This window comes from Faecalimonas canis, assembly GCF_054601575.1.
Genome location: NZ_BAAHSI010000031.1, coordinates 13,734 through 34,852 on the forward strand (window position 1 = coordinate 13,734; position 21,119 = coordinate 34,852).

Sequence of the window (21,119 nt, forward strand, 5' to 3'; positions counted from 1 at the left end):
TATTTATTTGATACCTTTACCATCTCTTCTTCTAACAATTAATTTGTTAGACTGTTTGTTTTTCTTTCTAGTCTTAAGACCAAGTGCTGGTTTGCCCCAAGGTGTGCTTGGACCCGGACGACCGATACCAGTCTTACCTTCACCACCACCGTGTGGATGGTCATTAGGGTTCATAACAGAACCACGAACTGTTGGTCTGAATCCCATGTGACGTTTACGTCCTGCTTTACCAATGTTGATAAGGTTGTGATCGCCATTTCCGATAACACCGATTGATGCTCTACAAACGATTGGAACCATTCTCATTTCACCTGATGGTAATCTAAGTGTTGCATATTTTCCTTCTTTAGCCATTAACTGAGCGCTGTTTCCTGCAGAACGAACTAACTGTCCGCCTCTTCCCGGATATAACTCAATGTTATGGATCTGTGTACCTACAGGAATTTCAGAAAGTGGTAAACAGTTACCAACTCTTACTTCCGCTTCAGGTCCATTCATAACTTTCATTCCGTCTTTTAATCCTTCTGGTGCAAGGATGTATGCTTTTTCACCATCTGCGTAGCAGATTAATGCGATATTTGCTGTTCTGTTTGGATCGTATTCGATTCCGATTACAGTTGCCGGAATTCCGTCTTTTCTTCTCTTGAAGTCGATAATTCTATATTTTCTTTTTGCTCCGCCTCCGCGGTGTCTTACAGTAATTTTACCCTGATTATTACGACCGGCTGTTTTATTTAAAGAAACTACTAAAGATTTCTCTGGTGTAGTCTTTGTGATTTCCGAGAAATCAGAACCAGTCATCTGTCTTCTTGAAGGTGTATATGGGCGGTATGTTTTAATTCCCATTACTTTATCTCCTTTCGTTACTCAAATTATTTGTTGTCACGCTTTTATGCGTATAATACTCTTAAATCTTACAGTCCTTCGAAAATTTCGATATCTGCTGAATCAGCAGTTAACTGAACGATCGCTTTTTTTGTTTTAGCAGTTTTACCAAATGTCATTCCACGTCTTCTTGTTTTTCCATCAAGATTCATTGTGTTAACACTTTTAACTTTTGTTCCTTCAAACATTTTTTCTACTGCTTCTTTAATCTGATTTTTTGTAGCCTCTGTGTGAACTAAGAAAGTGTATTTCTTATCTCCCATAAGTTCCATACTTTTTTCTGTAACTACTGGTTTAAGGATTACATCATAATACTGAATGTTTGCCATTATGCGTACACCTCCTCGATTTTTTCAACAACTGCTTTAGTTGTAATAACTGTGTTGTATTTCAAGATGTCATATACATTGATTGTATTTGTTCTTGCTGTTTTTACAGAAGCGATGTTTCTTGCAGATAATTCTGCGTTTTTGTTATCATCTTCTAATACAACTAATGCTTTAGATACTTTTAAGTTATTTAATACGTTCTGGAAATTCTTTGTTTTGATTTCTCCAAAATTGATTTCGTCAAGAACGATGAATTTGTTTTCTAATACTCTTGATGTAAGAGCTGATTTAAGAGCCGCTCTCTTTTCTTTTTTATTTAATTTGAAAGAGTAGTCTCTTGGTGTTGGAGCAAATACTACTCCACCGCCTGTCCACTGAGGACTTCTTGTAGAACCCTGTCTTGCATGACCTGTTCCTTTCTGTCTCCATGGTTTTCTACCACCGCCAGAAACTTCTGAACGAGTTTTTGCTTTCTGTGTTCCCTGACGTTTATTTGCAAGTTGGTTTACAACTGCCATGTGTAATAAGTGTTCGTTTACTTCAACACCAAATACAGCATCGTTTAAGTCGATTGTTCCAACTTCATTACCTTCGATATTATAAACAGATACGTTTGCCATCTGTGTGTTCCTCCTTTCCTATTAAAGACTAGATAGCTTTTACGCTTTCTTTAATTGTTACTAAAGATTTCTTAGGTCCCGGAACTGAGCCTTTTACTAAGATTAAGTTGTTTTCAGCATCTACTCTTACGATTTCAAGATTCTGAATTGTAATTTTCTTACTTCCCATGTGTCCTGGCATCTTTTTACCTTTGAATACTTTACTCGGGTCAGATGCAGCACCATTAGAACCTGCATGACGATGGAATTTAGAACCGTGAGTCATAGGACCTCTGTGTTGGTTATGTCTTTTGATCGCACCCTGGAATCCTTTACCTTTTGAGATTGCTGTAGCATCTACTTTATCTCCCGCAGCAAAGATGTCCGCTTTAATTTCCTGTGCTAATGTGTATTCGTCAGCATTTTCAAATTTGAATTCTCTTACAAATCTTTTACCTGAAACACCAGCTTTGTCAAAATGTCCTTTTTCTGCTTTTGTTACACCGTGTCTATGCACGATTTCTTTTTTACCATTCTTGTCAACGTTAACAATTTTGTCCTTTTTGTCAACGAAACCAACCTGAACAGCACTGTAACCGTCATTTTCAACTGTTTTAATCTGTGTTACTACACATGGTCCAGCCTGAAGTACAGTTACCGGAGTTAATGCTCCGTCTTCGTTGAAGATTTGAGTCATTCCGACTTTAGTCGCTAAAATAGCTTTCTTCATTATAATTACCTCCTGTGATTTACAGCGGAACACCGAAGTGTTCATCCTAAATTTTAGGATTGATACTGTCTAAATTATTTGTTTTTCATTTTGATATCGATATAAACACCTGCTGGCATTTCTAATCTTGATAATGCATCAACAGTTTTCTGTGTTGGTGTGATGATATCAATAAGTCTCTTATGAGTTCTCTGTTCAAACTGTTCTCTGGAATCTTTGTATTTGTGAACCGCTCTTAAGATTGTTACAACTTCCTTCTTAGTTGGAAGTGGTACCGGTCCGCTCACCTGTGATCCATTTTTCTTTACAGTTTCGATAATTTTTTTCGCAGATGAATCAACTAACTGATGATCATATGCTTTAAGTGTAATTCTCATTACTTGACTTGCCATAAAAAAAGTCGCCTCCTTTTCGTACTTTTAACTTCAGTACGACAAGCGGTGACTGTACACTCTCCCGTGTGTGTCCTAATCTCTTCACACGTTGTTACCACGTTTCAGTGGCCGTTATTGATTCGTACAGTGACTTGTCGCCAGTTTCCTAACTTGACATTCGCTCCGCGGAACACCTACTATTATAAGTAGCAACCTCACGTTTCATCGCTATCATGTCACAGCTTTTTAAGTATACTAAACCATTTCATTTTTTTCAAGTCTTTTTTGAAAAATATTGTATTTTTTTAGATACAATTTATTTTTACTCTTTTCTTGGAAAATGTATGTTTTCTTCTCCCTCTGATTATAATAAATTATCATCTATTATAATAGGAGGAAACACAATGAATCTCGTACGTTTTATGCAGATAGCCATTTGTCTTTATGCGCTTTTCTTCGCTGTCATTCTTATTACCGATTGTTTGAAACATAAATCTGATTTTACTGGAAATAAATTTTTCCCTCTTGCCTTTATCGGTTTTTTCAGTGACCTCTTAGACACTTGGGGAATTGGAAGTTTTGCAACCTGTCAAGCCGCTTTTAAATTTACAAACTCATGTCCTGACGAAAAGATGCCGGGGACTTTAAATGTTGCACACACACTCCCTACCATAGCAGAATTTCTGTTATTTCTGCACCTCATTAAAATAGAAGGAACTACTCTCGTTTTCTTAATCGGCGGTGCGGTAATCGGTGCAATTTATGGGGCTTCTATTGTTTCAAAATGGTCACTAAAAATCATACGCACAGCGCTTGGATTTGCACTGGTCGTACTGGCAGTTATTCTTTCTCTTAAGTTGGCACACATAGGTCCTTTTGAAAAACCACTTTCACCCGAAACTATCGTTAACAAATTAATCACAAACGGATTTCCCATCGAAAATAGTAAAGAGTGGATTTATCTTATCGAGAACAACCAAAACCTAAGTAACACAGAAAAAGAAATTTACACAAACCCTTCTATAACTATGAGCGAATTAAATTCTCTCATCCCCAGACTTAAATCCGAAGGAATTTCCTCTCTAAACGCCCGTAATCTGACATCCGTTATTTCCAATCATCTCACTTACGGATTAGATGGATACAAACTTATTCTCGGCATTCTCATTAATACACTCCTCGGAGCATTAATGACTATCGGTGTAGGGCTTTACGCTCCCTGCATGGCCATGGTAAGCGCTTTAGGTTTAAACGTCGCTGCCGCCTTTCCTGTAATGATGGGTTCTTGTGCTTTTCTTATGCCGTCAGCAAGCATTCAATTTATACAATCCGGAAAATACGACCGAAAAGCCGCTGTAATCATTACTATTTTCGGACTCATCGGCGTATTTGTCGCATACAAAGTCGCTGCCGCCCTTCCGATAAACATTTTGACCGCCATCGTTATATGTGTCATGCTCTACACAGCATTCACATTTTTCAAAGACGCAAAAAGACTGTGATTATATTTCGCAGTCTTTATTGTTTCCTGCGCATTTTTAGTTTCAATCGCGCAACCGCCTTTTTCGCATCCAAGGCAGTCGCATTATTTTCACCGACTACGCACGTTTCCGTTCCACTCTCACTTTTATTAATATCTATAATTCCATCCAAATATTCATTTACCACTACAAACTGTCCCACTGTCCCACTAAAATTCAAACCGGTAACTTCGATTCCCCGCGTAGCAAGTTCTTCTATCGTATTTGTAAAATCCACATCACTGTTTCCCCAGCCATCAGAAGAAATAATCACACCGTCCGCACGCATCCCCTCCGCCCAGACAGCAGTTCTTCTTCCTACAAGCATTTTTTCCTCATTTCCGTCCGGTGTTCCAACAAGCAAAACACCCAGTAAATCCAAATCTTCATCGGAAGATACGACATCTAACAGCGGATCTCTAAAATGATGTAATGAAGTTTCTTTTGTTGATGGTCCAATTCCCATTTTCTACCTCCTACTGCATAGAACGGATAATTCCGTCCCGATATTCATTTGGTGTCACAAGAACCGGCATATTCCCCATATCTATGATAGAACGCCCACCCTCCACACCGGAAGGTTCATTTCCAAACAGATGCGTGTCATACATCGCCCCCTGACCCGCCACCTGTTTTATAATCAAAACACGTTTTTTTCCCGGTCTTACAATATCATGGTATTCATGCCGTTCTGTACACTCTTCACCTTTAAACTTTTTCATTTGTTCACGGAACTCTTGTATAAATTCATCACATTTCTTATGCGCCTCTGTTACACCATGTCTTTCCTGACCCATTCCTGCTTTAAAAGTTACATCAAACGAAATCAAAAAATCTTCCGGAGAAGGTGTCCCCGCTCTCCCTAAATATAATCTGTCCGATAAAACCCCTTCTGATGAACCAAATTCCGCCGTCTGTATTCCATTAACATCCACCCCGGTTAAAATCACATATACTCCTGTCAACGTATGGGTAATCCCTTCCCCCAGTTTACCAAGCACTTTCGTCGAAATCGGAATAATATCCATTATACTGTTCGTCCACCGATTATGTTCTTCCGGTTTAATTATAGAAATTTCTATTTTATCAATCGCAGACTTTTCCTCTTTTATCTGTACCATTCCCGTATGTACTTTCATTTCTCCGACGGAAGAAACTCTATTTTCCAAGCCTTCTTCCATATTCTTAATATGAAAGGCTTTTATGACCAACCTTCTCAAATCTTTTACTTCCTTAGACAATAGACTCACCCCTTGCTTCTGATTGATTTATTATAGCATAGATTGTGAAAAAAGTGTGAAAGGGGACGTAGTTTTCTTAAACTTTACTACGTCCCCTTTCACACTTTTTCACAAAAATATCACCTACAGTCCAGGACCATAGGTGATACCTCATAATTAAACTTTAGCCACGTATTCAAACGGAAGTGGAACAATTTTTCCAGGTGTCTGGATTTCTACTAATTGTTCTAATGTCGCTTTTACGATAGCAGTCTGCATTTCTTTATTATTTGGTTCTCCGGCGTTAGCACCCATTGGAACTAATGGAGCAACCGCACGTGGTGTTCCGGATTGACGTACAACCGGTGGAAGAGCTGCAATAATAATTGTTGGAATTCCAGCTTCTTCAATCGCTCTCTGCACCAATACTGCAGAGCGGTGGCAAGTACCTCAACCAGCAGTAAGAAGTACAGCATCTACGCCTTCTTCTTTAAACATCTGAGCAATAGCAGGACCAGTTTCATGTTTGAATTTTTCCTGGTTTCCACCACCACCCATGAAACCTGCATGTACAGGTGCACAAGCCTTGATAAATCCTTCTTTTGCTAACTCATGGATTCTGTCAATTGGGAACATACAGTTGATATCTTTATTAACATCACCATTATCATATCCACCATGTGATACCATTAAATCTTCCGATTTCATTGTATCTGTGATTTTTCTCCATGTAAAGTCTCCGGCAAGGTTAAATCTCTTGTCATCTTTGTGATGAACACCGGCAGCAGTTGCAAGCGCTACTGTCATATCTTTGATTTCCTTTGTTACAGGAGTCCATACTGATGGAGGAGTAATCGGAACAAAAATTTCTGATTGTATTCCTTTAACTGTTGTTAAACTCATTATTCTGCCTCCTTATTATTTTCATTTTTCAGACGTGCTTCTTCTTGTCTGCGTTTATATACATCTAGGTTACTTACATATTTATCATTGGCTTCCGGACCAAGTTGTTCAATAAAACTCATGTTCCACGCAACTTCCTGTCCTACTGCGAGCGGATAATCTGTAATCAGCATTCTCATCGGGATTTTCAAATAGCCCAATCTCCCTTTCAAGTCCACAGCTACACAACCATCATGAACCTCTACGATTACACCTTCCATTCTAATCAATTTATCGCCATATTTCATATCTATCACCTAAAAATTAGTTGTATTTTTCTCTTCTCTTATCGCTCATCGGTAATGACTGTTCATTTTTAACGAGTTCAATCGGTTTACCTGTTACGTTAGAGATTAATTCAACATTAGTTGCTTTTACGTTTGGATTCCATTTCTTTTCTGGTTTTTTAACTTCTTCACCAGCCATTGCTGTTTTAAGCATTGCAAGAGCACGAAGTGCATCTTCATGGCAAAGTGTGTTACAAGCAAGAACTTCATTTTCGATACCTGCTTCAGATTTATTGTTATCAACCATATTTGTCATGTATTTATTACCAACTACCAAAGCACCCTGAACGGCACAGAAAGATAAACCTACAACAGGAACACCTCTCATACCGATTTGTTCGTGATGACTTGCGAAGTCAATGTGGTTGTTACCAAAACCTTCTGTTGTGATAAACGCACCGTCAACATCAAGCGCTTCTACCATCATACCAACACGTTTAGATACATAGAATTTTTCTGCGTTAATCTGTGGACTTCCCACGAAAATAACTCCACATAAGTCAATTTCTTCATCATGAAGCGCTTCAAGTACTAATGGCTCTCTCCAGTAATGTCTTGACATTTCTTTTGATGCAGGTCCGATACAAGTAAGTGCATGGATACATCCGTCTAATACTTCAAGTGGAGATACCATTACAGGTACGTTCCCTAAGTCTACGTTTGGTTTGGCACCAAGTACACCAACAGGCTCTACAGGAAGAATTAAGTTATCGTGCATAGCACCCTGTCCCATGATTTCTTTTACGATAACAACTTTTTTCTTTCCCGGTCTTCTATACTGCTTAAATTCTTCTGTTTCTACCACTAAAGACTCATCTAATTTCTTTAATGCTGTTCTGATTTCCTGTGTAATCACATCAGTTGCGGTATGAGCAGCTAAAGGACCCGGTCTTTCCATGTTTGTTCCTTCTTTGATAACTACTTCTGTCTTGATGAAGATTTCACCTTCTTCAGGTGCACCAGGACGTCCCCACATAATATTTTCATCTAAATATCCTTCAGATGAACCAAATTCACCAATCTGAACTCCATTTGCGTCTGTACCTGTTACCATCATAACAACGCCGTCAAGAACTCTTGTTGCTCCTGAACCAATTTCATCATCGCCGTCTTTTGTAGCGATTGGCTGAACGTCCATGATTGTTTCTGAATATGTGTGATATTCAGCAGGTGTAATAATATCAATTTTTAAACTGTTTACTAATTCCTGAGATTCTACTGCTTCTTCTTCAATACCTTCTCTGATGTAAAGAGTTGTTCCTTCGATCTTTGTTTCAGGTCCTCTCTTTACTTCTGTAATTTTGAAGTATTTTCTTGTTAAACTTCTGATTAATTTTGGTTCTTGTTCTTTAACCGGTGCTGCAACTTCTGCTCCTGCTGGAAGTTCTACCGCTTTTGCTGTACCTGCACCTGCGTTCATCGGTAATTCAATATGAATATCTTTTCCTTCACCGATATGAATTTTCAACACTCCGCCGTTTGCTTTTGGTGCAACCGGTGGTACTGGTGCTGCCGGTGCCTTTTCAGGTGCTTCAGGTTTTTCTTCAGCAACTGTCTGAACTGCATCAATTACATCACGTGTAACCGGTGTAAGTGAATCGCAAGTTTTTGTTAATTTCGCACCTAAGATTTCTTCAATTGTTAATACCCCATCCAAATTTAATAAACCTGAGTCTACCAAATCATCAAAAATCGCTGGGTCTTCTAAGTTCTCTGGTCCAATTATAATGCCTTCTTCTGCTCTGCAACATAATACTGCAGGGTCTTTTGCATGCTCTTTCGCTGTTTCAGCTGTAATTGACATATCTCTTCCTCCTTGTTTAATCAAGTTTCATCATTTATATATTCTAATCACTCTCGTGATTGTAATACCTATACCGGAAATTCAAGATAAATATCTTTTCCTTCTTTAATAGAAATAATAATTGTATCCCCGTCCTGTGCGGAAATCTCCGTCTGTACTTCCTGCTCTTTTTCTTCCGACGGTGTAACTTTCACTGCAAGTTTTACAGTTCCACCCACCGCTTCTTCCGTAACAGGTGTAAGTGCATCACAATCTTTTGCTGCTTTCACTCCTATAACCTGTCCGATTGTCAGTGCCTCGTCTAAAGTAAACAAATTAGAACTTACCATATCATCCAAAAACATAGGATGTTCCAAATGTTCTGCCGCAATCTCTGTTCCTGCTGCAACTTTTACAGCAAAAACCGCCGGCTTATCTGCGTATTCTTTTACCATTTCATTTGTAATTAACATATCTCGTTCCTCCCTCTTTCTAAATGTCCTGTTCTACCTGTTTAGAAACAGTCAAATATCTGTATAATGGGTGACCGATTGTTCTCATTACATGGTCTGTCTGATGGAATACTTTCAAATTCATTTTTGGTGCTGAACCCATAACTGTGTTTGAACAGTCTGAGCAGTTACCAATAATAATGTATTCACATTTATCTTTTTTAAATTGCATACTGTTCTTCACTTGTCCCGGACAGTTACCCGGTCTTTCACATTTCAAAGCACCACTCTTCATTTCCTGAGCCTGTTTACATCTTGCTACAGAAACAACTTTTGCATTCATTTTTTCTGCAATATCACGCATACGCGCTTCATCTCCACCACAGGCACATACTAAAACGCCCATTGTTGCACCGTGTAAATCAGGAAATTCCATAGTCACAATAATTCCGCCTGTTGTTTTTGTAATCGGTGCATCTAATGTTGTCGCCTTTCCCGTAAATGGTCCGCCCATGATGATTTCGCCATATTCTCCGTCAATTCCGCCGGCTCTCTCAATCAATTCTTCCACACTCGTTCCAACAGGAACATCTTTGAATACATGCGGTTCATTTCCACCGTTCAATTTGCCGATTACTGTCAGATTTTTGCTAAAGCAAGGTTTTCTTTCTTCAATCGCTTCTGTAATTCTCGCTAATGTTTCTACATTGATTACAATTGATTTTGCCACTGAAGGAAGTTCTTCCGGTTTCAATTCAATACCAAGGCATTCTCTTACTACCGCTCTTTCTTCTCCCATCGGATAAATATCAGGAAGTAAGTGAATAGAAATTGCTTCTTCATCTTTCAGTGCTTCTTTTAATGTCTGAACTGCTTTCTCGTTTTTCTTCTTAATAGCAAAAATTGCTTTTGCCGCATTGGAAATTTCCATTGTGTATTTCACACCGCGAACAACTTTGTCGCACTCTTCTTCAATCTGCTGAATGTTATGACGAAGTCCCGGCTCACATTCTGCCGCATTGATGAGAATGTATCCTCCTTGTAAATCCGTTCCGATTTTCACTCCTGTAGGGAAACCAGCTCCTCCCATACCTACAATTCCGGCTGCTTTGATCATGTCGAGTTTGCTTCCTTCTTCAATCTTCTCAAACTCTTCACTCTGCACTTCATCCGGTCTGATGATAATTCTGTCTTCCAAAACATCTATAACTTCACCGTAAACACTTGAGAAAATATTTGCTCCAAGTCCTGTCGGTGTTGCAATCAATGTTCCTTTCTTTACTTTATCACCACTTTTTACAGTTGCCTGGCAAGGTGCACCCACGTGTTGTCTTAATAGAATCTGTACATCTTTCATGACACCATTCTCCTTTTACCTTTATAAAAATTTTACAGAACGTGACGTCCTGTAATTTATTGCTTTTCTCTATAATGTTCTATTCATTTTTCAAAATAATTCGTATTATTTTTAACATTCTTTTGGCGAGGGTATGTGGGAATCGAACCCACCCAGGACGCTCTTAACGCCCAACACTAGTTTTGAAGACTAGGAGGCACACCAGTTACCCATCTACCCTCATGTCATTTTACGCTTTTAGACTACCATAATTCGCTCTGTATTTCAAGTTATTTTTTCTTTTTTTGACATTTTTATTCTAACCAAATAAACATTGACTTTTCAAGGGTTTTCAAGCATAATAACTATATAGAATTGAACTCAATACTAGAATACGGACTAGAACACGGTCTATTTGTTATTTTTTTGTCGTTTTTAACCGTATTTTTTGCTTTTTCCATAACTATTTTATCGGAAATATGCCTGATTCTTTTCGCGGAATACATTTGCCGTATTCCATATATAGATTTTGTCTATAATTAATTTATATTATTCATTATTATAAGGAGGAACGGATATGTCATTAAATCCAACACTTAACAAAGAGCGATTTGAAGTTGCATTTACTGTAGTTGATTCACATACTGTAGGTGAATTTACACGAATCGTATTATCAGGTTTCCCTGAATTAGAGGGAGATACTATGATGGAACGCAAAAATTTCCTTGTAAATCACTGCGACCATTACAGAACAGCATTAATGCTTGAACCAAGAGGACACCACGATATGTTCGGTGCTATTTTAACTGAGCCAATCAGCGAAGAGGCTGATCTGGGTGTTATTTTCATGGACACAGGCGGATACTTAAATATGTGCGGACACGGAACTATCGGTTCTGCAACAGTTGCCGTTGAAACAGGTCTTGTTCCTGTAACCGAACCATATACAGAAGTAGTATTGGAAGCTCCGGCAGGAATTATCCGTACAAAAGTAAAAGTTGAGAACGGAAAAGCAGTAGAAGTTACTTTAACAAACGTACCTGCTTTCTTATATAAAGACAACCTTTCTGTAGAAATTGACGGTGTTACAATCCCATATTGTATTTCTTTCGGCGGAAGTTTCTTCGCATTAGTAGACGCTTCTAAATTAGGATACAACATCGGACCTTCAGCAGTTCCTGCTCTCCAGACTTTAGGAATGAAGATGCTTGAAAAAATTAATAAAGAAATTTCTGTTCAGCATCCGACACTTGACATCAACACAGTAGACCTTGTAGAATTCTACGGTCCTACACCAAATCCTGAAAATGCAGACATGAGAAACGTTGTTATCTTCGGCGAAGCCCAGGCTGACCGTTCACCTTGCGGAACAGGTACAAGTGCTAAACTTGCAACTCTTTACGCTTGGGATGAAATTAAAATCGGAGAAGAATTCCGCTATGAATCTTTCACAGGTTCTGTATTTAAGGGTATCATTAAAGAAGAAGCATCTGTAGGAGATTTCAAAGCAGTTATCCCACAGATTACAGGAAGCGCATATATTACAGGTATGGGAACATATGTCATTGACCCTACAGATCCACTAAAATATGGTTTCTCAATAGGATAAGGAGGTTTAGGCAAGTGCCACGCAAACGCCAATCCCCAAAAAGCAGGATAGTCAAAGCCGCATGGAATCTCTTCTACAAAAATGGCTATGAAGAAACTACGGTAAATGATATTATTGCTGCTTCCAAAACATCAAAAGGTACGTTTTATCACTATTTTAAAGGAAAAGATGCTCTTTTGAGTTCTCTTTCCTACCTTCTTGATGACAAATACGAGGAACTAACAGGAATAATTAATCCCGACTTATCGGCGTATGATAAACTGCTCTTTTTAAATCATGAATTATTTTATATGATTGAAACGAGTATCGATGTGAATTTACTTGCTTATTTATATTCTTCCCAGTTAATTACAAAAGATAAGAAATCTTTGCTGGATAAAAAGCGTTATTATTTCACATGGATTACGGAGATTATTGAAGACGCATTAAAAAGAGGTGAATTTCATCCGGCAAACAGTGTGTCTGATTTAGTAAAACTTTATACAATGTATGAACGTTCTCTTCTTTATGATTGGGCTTTATGTAAAGGAAAATATTCTCTTACAGAATATAGCGACAAACTTCTGCCTCATGTTTTGGACAGATTTAAAGAAGAGATATAAAAATGGGAGAAGACCTTTTGTCTTCTCCCATTTATTTTAACTTAATTTTACTTCTTTTGCCTCTTCCGGCTTAAAGTCATTTCTTAAATCGTAAATGTTGTGTCCGGTAGATTCTCCAAGAACTCTTCCTTCCAAAGAATAGCAGCGGATAAATCTCTTTCCATCAATGCTTGACCAATGTTCCACATCCCATGTGAGATAACCGTCTTCATCCGTTTTCTTTCCTTCTAAATATAAATCTACCTGACGTCCACCCGAAGCCATAAGTTTGATTAACTCTTCTTCGGTAGCCTCTAACTCCACTTTATTTACTGTATCATAAACTTTCATTTTATTCGCTCCCGTCTAGTTAATATATCCTGCTTTTTTCAATTCTTCTTCTGCTTTAACTAAATTTGCATCGGATACAAGAACAATCGGTCCTGTACATCCCATTCCGCTTTCTGCATAGATATTAATTTTCCAAAGTGTTTTAACTGCATCTTCCAAGTCCATAACTTCAATTCCAGGAATCTGTGCCGTTACAACTTCTTTTGGAGGTTCTTTTACTTCTTCAGCCTCAACAGGTTTTGCTGCATTTTTATGTGCATTCAAAATTTCTTTCAGACCTGCTTTATTTGCAGCCTCAAATTCTTTCTTAGCAACCTCAAATACTTTTCCTCGCACAAGTTGACCTGCATAACGGATTGCATTTGCAATAACAGGAGCACCTGACGCACGGGATACAATCATAACAAGTTGTTCATAACCTTCGCCAATTCCTGGGCCATAACCGAATCCTGTCGCCTCAAAACTTCCTCCTGTTGTGAAAGAAGATAACATTTTTACAAGGATATTTCCTGTAAGAGAGTCTGTTACCATAATATCAGGAGATGCCTGCAATACGTCATTTCCTCTCATTACACATCCACCATCTGCTCTTCCCGATTCAGCAAAAGTAATATCGTATCCGTTTTCCTTAAGTTGTTTTAACGCTTTTTCAGTCTGACGTGCACCATCGACATTTAAAATACCAACTGTAGCATTTTTCTTTCCACAGGCTTTCGCTGTAATAATTCCATAAATAGCATTTTTAATCATGCCTTCAATACGGTCTGTACTTGATGTTCCTGTTGTATTTGCGATAAACATTTCTTTTGCAGTTGCAGGTGTCACACAACGACCTACTGTCGAAACACCAATAGGGAACGGGAAGTGCATTGTTACCGCACCGTCAACCTCTCCGTTTTTAAGCATTTCTTCCATTTTTTTGTGACCTTCCTCATCATCAGCCACTTTAATTGTCGTTACACCTTCCGCCTCTAATGTACCGATATAATAAACATCAATTCCGTCTTTTGCTGCTTCCACAGCCGCAGCCATAGAGTTTTCTTCTCCATGTTCGCTTCCCATACCTGTCAGGGCAATTTTCGGACGCTTTCCAAAACTTCCTGTTTCCAGCCCCTGTGCAATTTCCATAAAGGTGGAAGCAATCATTTTTTCTACACTATTTGCCATTTTTTCCACCTCTCTATTCTGCCATAAGAGTTTCTGCAAAATCTTTCATTGCTTTTGCAATTAATCCTTTTACTTCTTCTTCAGAAACACCTGCGTTTTCTTCTGCACCTGTGTTTGCCTGAATTACGAATGATACTCCATCAAAAAGGTTTGTCATACGGCCAAGGAATAAACTTCCTTTACCAATAATCATGGCATTTTTGATTTTACCTGCTTTAATATCTTCCACAGCAAATCCAATATAAGGAACACCTGAAGGAATATGTCCTTGTGTTGGAGCCCATCCTGTTAAACCGTGTTTTGCAGCAAATGCAGGTAATTCTTTTCTGTCAAGTTCACCTTTCTTAACTGCCAAAGCAGCAATCATTTTATAATTTGCTAAAGGAACATCTCCTGCTCCTGCCGGTTTTGTAATATCAGGATTCTGCATTTCAGGAGAGTATTTGTCAATATCAGTAATTTTCATTCCAACTTTTTCAAGCGGAGTCGCAACAAGACTTCCGATTACGTTCTGTGGAGCTGAACCTGTGCCAACTGTATGGCGTCCGAGAATATCAAGATTGATTTCAGGGCTTACCCCATCATTTTCAGAAATAATCACACAGAAACCTGCAAGACAGTCTTCTAAAATTGGAAGACCTTTTTTCACATGATCTTTACCGTTCATACCAAGTTTTGCCGTACATCCTCCGGCTGTAACCGCAACACATTTATACGCACCTGATTTTACAAGTGCTGCTGCTTCGATTAATGCGTGAGAAGGTCCTGCACAGAAACCACGAGAGTCAGAACCTGTTGCATTTAAAAGTCCTGCAACTTCTGCTGCCGCTTTCGCAAAGTTACCGCCTCCGCGCTGATTCATATCACCACACGCTTCCTCAGCACAGTCGATTACATATTCGATTTCAGATTTATCAATTCCTGTATTTCTTACTGCATATAATAAGGCAAGCACGCTTGTCGCTTTGCTCATCATATTTTCGTGCATAACATGAGCAGAAAGGTTCACATCAATATCATGTGCTCTCTTAATGCAACCAACTAATTTTCCGTCAATGTAAAGTCCTTCTGCGTGTTCATCATTTACAAGGTGTTCTATTTCACCAAGTTCAACACCCTCTTCAATTTTTTCAATAATATCTTCTGTAATAATCGGATTGGCAGCAAATGCTTCTTTTGTTGCAGCGACAAATTCTTTGTCTAATTTTACAACTTCAAACATATCGCAAGCCTGTACTAAAAGAAGGAATTCATTTTCCGGCATAATTTCACCGTATTTACCAAATCTTTCTGCTCCTTCTTTCACTTTATCATAATAAGGGAACTCAACTTCTGCAAGTTCATCCGGATGTGCATTTCCAATATATACCTGATTCGGCCAATAATTTACACATTCTTCGTAAGAACGAAGATGGCTGTTTAATTCTTTTAAATATTCAGATTCTGGGTTGACAACTCTCTCTGTTGTCTGTGTTGTTCCATTATATACTACCATTTGTGGAGTATGTGCCAATACATAACTGGCTCCTTTAATTACACTGTTCATTTGAAGGTTCCACCTTTCTTTTAGATGTTTAAATATTGTTTTTATATATACTAAAAATAAAGATTGTGCATATTTGCACAAATTGCATTTGTTGGTATAGAAAAGTTCATAGAACTTTTCTGATACAATAAAAAGGCGATGAAGTAAGCATTTACTTCATCGCCCATAGAAAACCCAAAATCAAATCAGATTTTCGTTATAAATACTTATCTTCTATAAATATTTACAAAATTGTTCACGAATAGATGACATCTCGCCTACGATATCATCAACATCAAGTACCATTTCCATCATACCAACCTGTTCATCGTAAACTTCTTCATCGAATTCTTCTTTCAATTCTGGTTCACATACATGATATACCGTGAGTCCTAACTCGACCCCAGTCAATGGTCCTGCGAATGTTGGGTCACCTGCAGTAACTGTTTCAGCAGCTAATCCTGCTGCCTCTCCTTCTGCTGCTCCAACGATAACTACTAAATTCTCTGCACCAAATTCATCTGCAAAGTCTTTAACACGTTTCTGATTCTCAAGATCCATTGCACCTGCGCTCGTTCAGACAAAGCATTCAGTTGAAGAAAAAACTACTTCTCCGCCGGCTGTCTTAACACATTCAGCGATAGCAGGTCCTGGTACACCATCACGGTCGCCAATGATGATTACTTTTTTACCATCTAAAATTGCCATGGCTTCTTCTCCTTCCTTTCCATTTATTTTTAGCATTATTTATAGTTGAAATGCTTTCACATTTCCGCAAAAGCCCATAGGCTTTATACGCATATTAAGTATACATACTTTTCGTCAAAAATACAAATTAAATATATTTCTGAATCATTGCTTCAATATTTTCCTGTGTAGCATCATCTTTTACTACTTCATCGATTTTTTCTCCATCTTTGTAAATAGCCATAACAGGAAGTCCTAAAACTTTCTGTCCGATAGCAAGACGACGTGCTTTTGTTGTGTTAAGAGATGTGAATTTTAATTTATCTCCATATTTTTCAGCCATTTCATGAACAAATGGCATCAAAGCCTGACATGGCACACAGCCATCTCCGTAAAAATCTACAAAAACATATCCTTCTGCTTCCAATACCTCAGGCTGAAATGTTGTTTTATCTAAATCTAACATTGTTTTGTCCTCCTTCAAGAAATTATTCCATTTCGTTAATATATTTTTCACACTGTGTTGTGGCAATAGCACCATCTGCTGCCGCTGTTACTACCTGACGAAGACTTTTTACACGAACATCTCCCGCTGCAAATACGCCAGGGATATTTGTACGCATATTTTCATCTGTAGGAATGTATCCTCTTTCGTCTAATTCAAGTCCTTTGCCTTCAAAGATTTTTGTGCTTGGCAATGTTCCGATAAATCCGAATACACCAAACATTCCGTCTTCTTCATCCGCTTCAATCTTTGTCAATTCTCCGGTCTTAACATTTTTTACTGTCATTTCTGAAAGAATACCATCTCCGCCGACTTCTTCTACAACCGTATCCCACATAAAGTGAAGTTTAGGATTTTTGAATGCTTTTTCCTGAATAGATTTTGCTGCACGAAGTTCATCACGTCTGTGAATAATTGTAACTTTTCTTGCAAACTTTGTCAGATACATTGCTTCTTCAACAGCAGAATCTCCTCCGCCTACAACGTATACTTCAAAATCTTCAAAGAAGTTTGCATCACAGGTAGCACAGTAAGAAACACCTTTACCCATGAATTCTTTTTCACCTTTGCAGCCAATCGGTCTTGCGAACGCACCAGTTGCAATGATAAGTGTTTTACCACAATATTCTCCTTTTGCACTGATTAATTTCTTTACATCGCCTTCAAGAACTACATCATTGATAACATCAGTAACACGTTCTACACCGAATTTTTCACATTGCTCTGTCATTCTTGCGATTAAAGAAGGTCCTGATTCTCCTTCTACAATCTGTCCCGGATAGTTTTCAATCTCATCTGTGATTGCAATCTGTCCGCCGTCTTTCCCTTTTTCTACAATCAATGTAGACATACGGGCTCTCCCTGCATACAGACCTGCCGCTAATCCGGCAGGACCTGCACCAAGGATAACTACGTCATAAATCTTGCTCATAACGTTCTCTCCTTCTCGCTGTTATTATTCAAAGATTGTCTGGTCTTCAACTTCTACTGTCAATGCGTGAAGTGCTTTTTCAACTAAGTTTCTACGCAATTTCTTTTCTTCATCTGCTTCTAAAGCAGGATTTCCGAGTGGATGAGGAATTGCTACTGCAGGAACAATTCTGTTTGCTCCTACTGTCATTGAAATAGGAGTTACTGTACATACGTGAACTACCGGAAGTCCAGCACCTTCTACGCCTTTTACCATCGTTGCACCGCAACGTGTACAAGTACCTCAAGTAGAAGTTAAGATAACTGCATCTACTCCGTCATCAATAAGTTTCTGTGCAAATTCTTCTGAGAATGCTTTTGCAGAAGCAACCGCTGTTCCGTTACCAACTGTTGTATAGAATTTATTGTGTAATTTTCCAATCACACCTTCTTTTTCCATGTCACGAAGAACATCTACAGGTAATACACGGTCAGCATCTTCATTAGCATATACAGGGTCATATCCACCATGTGCTGTTTCATATGTGTCTTCTGTTAAATCCATAACACCTGTAATGTCATATTCACCATAATGAGAAGCGTTAGAACTTTCAATGTGGTCAGGATTTCCTTTTGGAACAATACCGCCTGATGTTACTAAAGCAATTGTAGCCTTAGATAAATCTTTGATTGCAGGCATTGGTGGAACTCTGTCAAATGCAGGCATTGGATATTCTGTTGTGAATGGTTTGTTTGCCAATTTTTTTAGTAGCATATCTACTGCACGTCTTGAACCACGTTTTTCTTCAAAGAAGTTTACACGAACACCATTTGGCATATAGTGATCCTGACAAGATGCACCAATTGCTTCTCCTTTTGCTAATTTTAACGCTAAAGGTGCCATATTTGCAACTGCCGCTCTCATACCTGCAGCACTATTTTTTGTAGGTACTGTGTATACTTTATTTTTAAACATATCAGCACCAGGGTTTTCTTCGTACATACCTGTTACAGCAGGAATCCCTAATTCTTCCTGAACTGCATCAGCAATTGTACCACAGGCAACTCCGTAACGTCCTGCGTTAAATGCAGGTCCTGCAACGAATACGTCAGGATTTTCCTCTTTTACCCATGCTAAAATTGTTTTCTTTGCTTCTTCAAGGTTTTCATTAAACCATGAGTCACCACATACGATTGTCGCTGTGATTTCTGCTTCATCTTTAAAACTTGCTTTAAATGCAAGGCCCGGTCCCATTACTTCCCCTTTGTGAAGTTCTGCAGGAATATGAGCCATTTCTTCTCCACCGATATTAGCGAAGAACTGGTTAATATAATGTACTACTTTAATCATTGTCTATTTTCCTCCTTCCCTATCTTGCACTTAAGTAACCGAAACCTGTTTCGTTTGTTGCTCCGGTAATTGCCTGAATTTCAACTTCGATTGTTCCATCTTCACGCAAGCTGTGTTCATTACCACCGGCAATTGTATTTACATAATCTAATGTTCCGATAACTTTGTCAAGTTTTGGAAGAACAATTACCTGATTAGCATTTCCGCCTGTTACTACTGCATCTGCCGCCGCATCTGCATCTGCCAATGACTGAGATTTACCGTCACGTCCTGCATATTCGTCAGTAATGATAACTGTCTTAATGCCTTCTGCTTCGATTTTCTTACAGTTCATAATAAGGTCTGTATCCGGATTACCAAATCCTTCCTGAGATACAACTACACCGTCAAGGTCTAATAAGCGGCATAATTTTGCTGTCCAGTCAGATGAACGCTGTTTATCAGCTAAATATACATTTTCATTTGTTAAAATGTGTGCTACAAAGTTAAGTGTTTTTCCGTGTTCTGCAAATAAGTCATGTACAACAGGATTGTTTTCATGAACATATGTTGGGTTTTTATCACAAGCAGATACACAGTTACCTGAAACGATTGCCCCATCCATAACTTCCGTTGGTGTCATCATTGTAGATAATGTTTTCTTAGCGTCTACTCCGTATACATATGTGTCATGTAATAACCCCTGTGACTGTAACATCTGTACATATGCAACTCTTGGAAGTCCAGGTAATTTTTCAGCGCCTTCCATAATTCCATATGTTTCAAATACTTCTGTTGAATCAGGTGTTAATTCACGTGCTAATTCTCCTAGATATACTGCAACTCTGAATCCTGCAAATCTTACTGCCGGTTCATAATCGTGCTGTTTAAGTCCGTCAACTGGTTCACAAACAACTACTAAGTTATTTAATTTTGAGAAAGGTGTGTAATCAGCGCCAGGTCCTGTCATATCAATGATACCTTCCTGGAAACCAACGATTTTACCTGCTGTTACAACAGCCATTCCTTTTAATGCATATGTTTTTCCTTCACCAACTGTATCTACTTTGTTGATTACTCCAGGGAATACTCCGCCTCTTCCCTCAACTTTTACTCTTGGTTCAATAACATCTTTAACAGGTGTAATTCTTACGCTTTCACCCGGTCTTGCAATATCCAATTTACAACTTTTGATTTTTTCGTCCTCAAGAACGATTGCTTTTACAGCTTCTTCATTAACATAAAGCACTCCGTCTTCAATTTTTGATTCCGGACCAAATTGAATATCTTTAATGTTAATGTGCCCTAATTCTAATCTTCTCACTGTAAATTACCTCCTTTGATTTGTGTTTATATTACTTTAAGCACTTTTCGTGCCAGAGTACTGTTTTACCATGCCGTTGCTGACGGCAATGCACTGCTAATCAGTGTATAGTCAATATATTGGAAATCGTCATAAACATCTTCTGCATATTTATCGGATTTGAATTCAAATTTACCGCAGGAATGTATTGCCTGCTCTATAATTTTCACCGCTTCTTGATTAAGCCCTTTTACTTTTTCGGAAACCATAACGGATTTATACGGTGTTTCGTTCGGCTTGACACTCCCTGAAAGAGGGTGTGTCAGAAGTTCATGTCCCTTATAAATATAATCCCGAACTTTTTTTAATGTGTCTTCATAAGAAATATCTTCGTATTCTACTGTATATTCCTGTCCTAATTTTTCTACGATAAGAGGATTGTTTGTTAAAATAATAAAATCTGCTTTCATGTTCTCACCTGTCTGTCTTTTTATAAAAATGGGACGGTTTAATGCAATACTTCTTTGATTGCCTTTAAGCCGTCCCACCTGTTCCAGTGTCAATTCTTCAACACTCAGTTCAGAGTATGGTCCGCTTTTTGCTCCTTTTGCCTGAAAGTTTCACCCAACACTGACGATTGTCAGGCTTGCATCTTCGGCGGTCATTTGACTCTCTCACAAAAAACATCTTCCCAT

The 21,119-nt window shown here is 38.4% G+C and carries 24 protein-coding genes, 1 tRNA gene and 1 riboswitch; of the genes, 3 read left to right on the forward strand and 22 right to left on the reverse strand.

Translation table 11 applies throughout. From position 1 onward, the window contains the following. Positions 1-3: 3 nt before the first annotated feature. The 5 genes from rplB to rpsJ form a co-directional block, all read right to left on the reverse strand. Entirely contained in the window at positions 4-846 is an 843-nt protein-coding gene (rplB, locus tag ACYPXO_RS08815) for a 50S ribosomal protein L2 (RefSeq protein ID WP_459640206.1), read from the reverse strand. A 68-nt stretch (positions 847-914) separates the two neighbouring features. Beyond that, positions 915-1,214 (reverse strand): 50S ribosomal protein L23, encoded by a 300-nt coding sequence (gene rplW, locus ACYPXO_RS08820; RefSeq protein ID WP_459640207.1) that lies wholly within the window; start codon positions 1,212-1,214, stop codon positions 915-917. Beyond that, positions 1,214-1,834, reverse strand: a complete 621-nt coding sequence (gene rplD / locus ACYPXO_RS08825) for a 50S ribosomal protein L4 (RefSeq protein ID WP_459640208.1) — start codon at positions 1,832-1,834, stop codon at positions 1,214-1,216. Before rplD ends, rplW begins: the two co-directional genes overlap by 1 nt. A 28-nt stretch (positions 1,835-1,862) precedes the next feature. Next, positions 1,863-2,543 carry a 50S ribosomal protein L3 gene (gene rplC, locus ACYPXO_RS08830; protein ID WP_009461332.1) on the reverse strand — a complete coding sequence of 227 codons (681 nt, stop codon included), beginning with the start codon at positions 2,541-2,543 and terminating at the stop codon, positions 1,863-1,865. Positions 2,544-2,617: 74 nt separating this feature from the next. Further along, on the reverse strand, positions 2,618-2,935 hold the full coding sequence (gene rpsJ / locus ACYPXO_RS08835; protein ID WP_459640209.1) for a 30S ribosomal protein S10: 318 nt from the start codon (positions 2,933-2,935) through the stop codon (positions 2,618-2,620). Between the two features lie 386 nt (positions 2,936-3,321). Here rpsJ and ACYPXO_RS08840 point away from each other — a divergent pair, with 386 nt between their 5' ends. Then, complete coding sequence (locus ACYPXO_RS08840) at positions 3,322-4,419, forward strand: permease (protein WP_459640210.1); 1,098 nt, start codon at positions 3,322-3,324, stop codon at positions 4,417-4,419. Between the two features lie 16 nt (positions 4,420-4,435). Here ACYPXO_RS08840 and ACYPXO_RS08845 read toward each other — a convergent pair whose 3' ends face one another. From ACYPXO_RS08845 to ACYPXO_RS08880, 8 genes are all read right to left on the reverse strand, one after another. Then, positions 4,436-4,903, reverse strand: a complete 468-nt coding sequence (locus ACYPXO_RS08845) for a glycine/sarcosine/betaine reductase component B subunit (RefSeq protein WP_459640211.1) — start codon at positions 4,901-4,903, stop codon at positions 4,436-4,438. 10 nt (positions 4,904-4,913) lie between these two features. Further along, entirely contained in the window at positions 4,914-5,678 is a 765-nt protein-coding gene (gene prdD, locus ACYPXO_RS08850; protein ID WP_459640212.1) for a proline reductase cluster protein PrdD, read from the reverse strand. Between the two features lie 156 nt (positions 5,679-5,834). After that, positions 5,835-6,560, reverse strand: coding sequence for a D-proline reductase (dithiol) protein PrdB (gene prdB, locus ACYPXO_RS08855; protein WP_084667655.1), 726 nt, complete (start codon positions 6,558-6,560; stop codon positions 5,835-5,837). Beyond that, on the reverse strand, positions 6,560-6,847 hold the full coding sequence (locus ACYPXO_RS08860; RefSeq protein ID WP_009461338.1) for a CBO2463/CBO2479 domain-containing protein: 288 nt from the start codon (positions 6,845-6,847) through the stop codon (positions 6,560-6,562). Before ACYPXO_RS08860 ends, prdB begins: the two co-directional genes overlap by 1 nt. 16 nt (positions 6,848-6,863) lie before the next feature. Then, positions 6,864-8,690, reverse strand: coding sequence for a D-proline reductase (dithiol) proprotein PrdA (gene prdA, locus ACYPXO_RS08865; RefSeq protein ID WP_459640213.1), 1,827 nt, complete (start codon positions 8,688-8,690; stop codon positions 6,864-6,866). Between the two features lie 68 nt (positions 8,691-8,758). Next, positions 8,759-9,142, reverse strand: coding sequence for a sugar transporter (locus ACYPXO_RS08870; RefSeq protein WP_459640214.1), 384 nt, complete (start codon positions 9,140-9,142; stop codon positions 8,759-8,761). Positions 9,143-9,161: 19 nt separating this feature from the next. Continuing rightward, positions 9,162-10,478, reverse strand: coding sequence for a proline reductase-associated electron transfer protein PrdC (prdC, locus tag ACYPXO_RS08875; RefSeq protein WP_459640215.1), 1,317 nt, complete (start codon positions 10,476-10,478; stop codon positions 9,162-9,164). Positions 10,479-10,601: 123 nt separating this feature from the next. Further along, a tRNA-Sec gene (locus tag ACYPXO_RS08880) sits at positions 10,602-10,699 on the reverse strand. Between the two features lie 335 nt (positions 10,700-11,034). On the opposite strand from ACYPXO_RS08880, the gene ACYPXO_RS08885 reads away from it, so the two are divergent. Together ACYPXO_RS08885 and ACYPXO_RS08890 are read left to right on the forward strand one after the other, a co-directional pair. Further along, the gene (locus ACYPXO_RS08885) at positions 11,035-12,066 is read left to right on the forward strand and encodes a proline racemase family protein (RefSeq protein WP_459640216.1); all 1,032 of its coding nucleotides are present in this window, start codon (positions 11,035-11,037) and stop codon (positions 12,064-12,066) included. Positions 12,067-12,080: 14 nt separating this feature from the next. Continuing rightward, positions 12,081-12,668: a TetR/AcrR family transcriptional regulator gene (locus ACYPXO_RS08890; protein WP_459640217.1), complete on the forward strand. Its 588-nt coding sequence runs from the start codon at positions 12,081-12,083 to the stop codon at positions 12,666-12,668. A 36-nt stretch (positions 12,669-12,704) separates the two neighbouring features. Here ACYPXO_RS08890 and ACYPXO_RS08895 read toward each other — a convergent pair whose 3' ends face one another. The 9 genes from ACYPXO_RS08895 to ACYPXO_RS08935 form a co-directional block, all read right to left on the reverse strand. Then, the gene (locus tag ACYPXO_RS08895) at positions 12,705-12,998 is read right to left on the reverse strand and encodes a hypothetical protein (RefSeq protein WP_459640218.1); all 294 of its coding nucleotides are present in this window, start codon (positions 12,996-12,998) and stop codon (positions 12,705-12,707) included. A gap of 15 nt (positions 12,999-13,013) precedes the next feature. Then, a complete protein-coding gene (gene grdD / locus ACYPXO_RS08900; protein WP_459640219.1) occupies positions 13,014-14,165 on the reverse strand; it encodes a glycine/sarcosine/betaine reductase complex component C subunit alpha in 1,152 nt (383 codons plus the stop codon). A gap of 13 nt (positions 14,166-14,178) precedes the next feature. Then, entirely contained in the window at positions 14,179-15,711 is a 1,533-nt protein-coding gene (gene grdC, locus ACYPXO_RS08905; protein ID WP_459640220.1) for a glycine/sarcosine/betaine reductase complex component C subunit beta, read from the reverse strand. Positions 15,712-15,924: 213 nt separating this feature from the next. Then, entirely contained in the window at positions 15,925-16,398 is a 474-nt protein-coding gene (gene grdA, locus ACYPXO_RS08910) for a glycine/sarcosine/betaine reductase complex selenoprotein A (RefSeq protein WP_459640221.1), read from the reverse strand. 127 nt (positions 16,399-16,525) lie between these two features. Further along, entirely contained in the window at positions 16,526-16,843 is a 318-nt protein-coding gene (gene trxA, locus ACYPXO_RS08915) for a thioredoxin TrxA (RefSeq protein ID WP_459640222.1), read from the reverse strand. Between the two features lie 22 nt (positions 16,844-16,865). Next, positions 16,866-17,813, reverse strand: a complete 948-nt coding sequence (gene trxB, locus ACYPXO_RS08920; RefSeq protein ID WP_459640223.1) for a thioredoxin-disulfide reductase — start codon at positions 17,811-17,813, stop codon at positions 16,866-16,868. A 24-nt stretch (positions 17,814-17,837) separates the two neighbouring features. Further along, complete coding sequence (gene grdB / locus ACYPXO_RS08925) at positions 17,838-19,142, reverse strand: glycine reductase complex selenoprotein B (protein WP_459640224.1); 1,305 nt, start codon at positions 19,140-19,142, stop codon at positions 17,838-17,840. Between the two features lie 19 nt (positions 19,143-19,161). After that, the gene (locus ACYPXO_RS08930) at positions 19,162-20,445 is read right to left on the reverse strand and encodes a glycine/sarcosine/betaine reductase component B subunit (protein ID WP_459640225.1); all 1,284 of its coding nucleotides are present in this window, start codon (positions 20,443-20,445) and stop codon (positions 19,162-19,164) included. A 65-nt stretch (positions 20,446-20,510) separates the two neighbouring features. Further along, entirely contained in the window at positions 20,511-20,894 is a 384-nt protein-coding gene (locus tag ACYPXO_RS08935; protein WP_459640226.1) for a GrdX family protein, read from the reverse strand. Between the two features lie 119 nt (positions 20,895-21,013). After that, positions 21,014-21,113: riboswitch (glycine riboswitch) on the reverse strand. Positions 21,114-21,119: the final 6 nt, after the last annotated feature.